The sequence below is a fragment of the Pseudomonas citronellolis genome (assembly GCF_029335315.1).
Lineage (GTDB): Bacteria > Pseudomonadota > Gammaproteobacteria > Pseudomonadales > Pseudomonadaceae > Pseudomonas > Pseudomonas citronellolis_A.
Map to the genome: position 1 here is coordinate 1 of NZ_JARJLT010000169.1, position 2,924 is coordinate 2,924.

General features: G+C 67.5%; 2 protein-coding genes. Both read right to left on the reverse strand.

The features are described 5' to 3' along the window. Positions 1–111 precede the first annotated feature (111 nt). Positions 112–1,143: a histone deacetylase family protein gene (locus P3W75_RS13390; RefSeq protein ID WP_276227838.1), complete on the reverse strand. Its 1,032-nt coding sequence runs from the start codon at positions 1,141–1,143 to the stop codon at positions 112–114. Positions 1,144–1,192: 49 nt separating this feature from the next. Next, a complete protein-coding gene (locus P3W75_RS13395; RefSeq protein WP_276227839.1) occupies positions 1,193–2,557 on the reverse strand; it encodes an APC family permease in 1,365 nt (454 codons plus the stop codon). Positions 2,558–2,924: the final 367 nt, after the last annotated feature.

Here is a 2,924-nt window from a genome sequence, read left to right on the forward strand (position 1 = left end):
CGGACCAGGTCTCCCGGTGGCTCTGGCGCGCCGGGAACTCTTCAGGTCAAGCGCCGAGATTGCCGGTGAAGCCCCGTTCGCGAGCAAGCTCGCTCCTACAGGGATTGGCCCTCAACCGATGCTCTCGAAGCCCTGCAGCACGTTCACCGCGTTGATCCCGATCTCCTCCACCGCATAGCCGCCTTCCATGACGAACAGCGTCGGCAGGCCCAGCTTGCCGATGGCCTCGCCCATGCGCAGGTAGTCCGGGGAGTCGAGCTTGAACTGCGAGATCGGGTCTTCCTTGTAGGTGTCCACGCCGAGGGAGACGATCAGCACGTCCGGCGCGTAGGCCGAGATCTGCCGGATCGCCGCCTGCAGCGCCAGGTTCCACACCGACCAGTCGCTGCCCGAGGCCAGCGGGTAGTTGAAGTTGAAGCCTTCGCCGACGCCCTGGCCCTTCTCGTCGGCGTAGCCGAGGAAGTAGGGGTATTCGAAACGCGGGTCGCCGTGGATCGAGGTGAACAGCACGTCGGCGCGGTCGTAGAAGATGTCCTGGGTGCCGTTGCCGTGGTGGTAGTCGACGTCGAGGATCGCCACCCGGCTGGCGCCCTGGTCGAGGGTCGCCTGGGCGGCGATGGCGGCATTGTTGAAGAAGCAGTAGCCGCCCATGAAGTCGGCCGAGGCGTGGTGGCCCGGCGGCCGGCACAGGCTGAACACCGAGCGCGCGCCCTTGGCCAGTTCGGCCTGGCCGGTCATGGCGACGTTCACCGAGCTGGTGATCGCCTGCCAGGTGCCGGCGGTGATCGGCGCGCCGGCGTCCAGCGAGTAGAAGCCCAGGCGGCCGTCGATGCTGTCCGGTTCCTTCTGCCGCAGGCGCCGGGTCGGCCAGCAGATCGGCAGCATGTCGTGCGTCCGCCCGGTGGCCAGCCAGTCGCGCCAGGCGTGCTGGAGGAAGTTGATGAAACCTTCGGTGTGAATCCGCCGGATCGGCTCCAGGCCGAAATCCCGTGGCCCCTGGATATCGCCCAGGCCCACCGCCTTGACCCGATCGAGGACCATGTCGGCGCGGCTGGGCTTCTCGAAGCAGGGTGTGAACTGGCCACCGATCAGCTCATGCTGGCCGTGGTGCAAGCGATGGTCGTCGGTGTAGATCGTCAACATCATGCGCTCCAGGGGGCGCCCGGCGGCGCCCGGTTGGGTCCGTTGGGGGTCAGGCGTTTTCCTCGAAACTCACGCTCGGCGCCTTGCGGCGGAAGCCGCCGGTATGCACCGCCAGGTAGGCGAAGCCCACGGCGAACCAGCTCAGGCCGACCACCAGGGTCAGCTGCGAGAGGCTGGTCCACAGCCACAGGGTCAGGCACAGGCCGATGAACGGCACCACGCCGTAGCGCACCAGGTCGGCCGGCGCGCGGCGCCCTTCGACGCCCAGGTAGGTGCGGATCACCGCCAGGTTGACCACCGAGAAGGCCACCAGGGCGCCGAAGCTGATCATCGAGGCCAGGGTGGTCAGGTCGAGCACCAGCGCCAGCAGCGAGATGGCCGAGACCACCAGGATCGATACCACCGGCGTCTGGAAGCGTGCGTGCAGGGTGCCGAACAGGCTGCGCGGGAGGATGCCGTCGCGGCCCATGGTGAACAGGATGCGCGACACCGAGGCCTGCGAGGCCAGCGCCGAGCCGATGCAGCCGGCGATGTAGGCGGCGGTGAAGAAGTTGCCGAGGAACTGGCCGCCGGCCTTGAGCATCACTTCGTTGGCCGCCGAGTCGGCGTTCTGGAACACGCTGCCGGGGAACACCAGCTGGCTGATGATCGCCAGCAGGGTGAACAGCAGGCCGGCCAGCACGGTGGTGATGATGATCGCGCGGGGGATGTCGCGGCGCGCGTCACGGGTTTCCTCGGCCATGGTGGAGACCGCGTCGAAACCCAGGAACGACAGGCACAGTACGGCGGCGCCGGCCATCAGCGGGGCGAAGCCGGGCTGGCTGCCGTCGCCGACGAAGGGCGCCGCGAGGTCCACCGCGGGGGCGCCGGACAGGCTCTTCAGCGACATAACCACGAACACCACGATGAACACCAGCTGGGCGCCGACGATGGCGTTGCTCATGCCCGCCACCTGGCTGATGCCCACCACGTTGAGCACGGTGACCAGGGCGATGGAGGCGACCACGAAGACCCACGCCGGGATTTCCGGGAAGGCGATGTTCATGAACAGGCCGATGAGCAGGTAGTTGATCATCGGCAGGAACAGGTAGTCGAGCAGCAGCGACCAGCCGGACAGGAAGCCGACCGCCGGGCCGAAGCTCAGGCTGGTGTAGGAGTAGGCCGAACCCGCGATCGGGTATTTGCGCACCATGAAGCTGTACGAGGCGGCAGTGAACAGCATCGCCAGCAGGGTGATCAGGTAGGCGCTGGCGGTGCGTCCGCCGGTCATTTCGGTGACTACGCCGTAGGTGGTGAACATGGTCAGCGGAACCATGTAGACCAGGCCGAAGAAGACCAGGGCCGGCAGGCCGAGGATGCGTTTCAGGCGGGCGTCCGCCGCGGGCTGGCTGGTGTTGCCGGTGCTGGCGCTCATGCGGGCGCCTTGTTCGATGGCCATCGATGTTTCCTCGCGATTCTTTTCGTTGTTGCGCAGTGGCGGCGGGCCGCCGAGGAGTCGGGAGCGGGGCGGGTCAGCCGCAGCGCTGCCGGCGGGCGAATCGGGCGAGGAGGAAGGGTGCGCGCGGCTGGCCGCGTACCGGGGCGAAGCAAAGGCTGGTCATGAGCGTTCTCGGGGCATTGTTCTTGTGGATTCTCGCAGGCGGCGCTCCCTTGGGCCCACGCGGTGAAGCGTCGGCGGTCGCGGCCCTGGCGGCCATTCCCTGGGCGAGACCCCGGACTCTAAGACCCTTCGTTCCCCGGCAGAACCCTGCAAAGGGTCAAAAAGGGATCGAGGTGGCCAA

What these genes read in the sequence shown, in the direction of transcription:
- P3W75_RS13390 (WP_276227838.1), bottom strand. Translation starts at nt 1,143, where the DNA reads ATGTTGACGATCTACACCGACGACCATCGCTTGCACCACGGCCAGCAT.
- P3W75_RS13395 (WP_276227839.1), bottom strand. Translation starts at nt 2,557, where the DNA reads ATGAGCGCCAGCACCGGCAACACCAGCCAGCCCGCGGCGGACGCCCGC.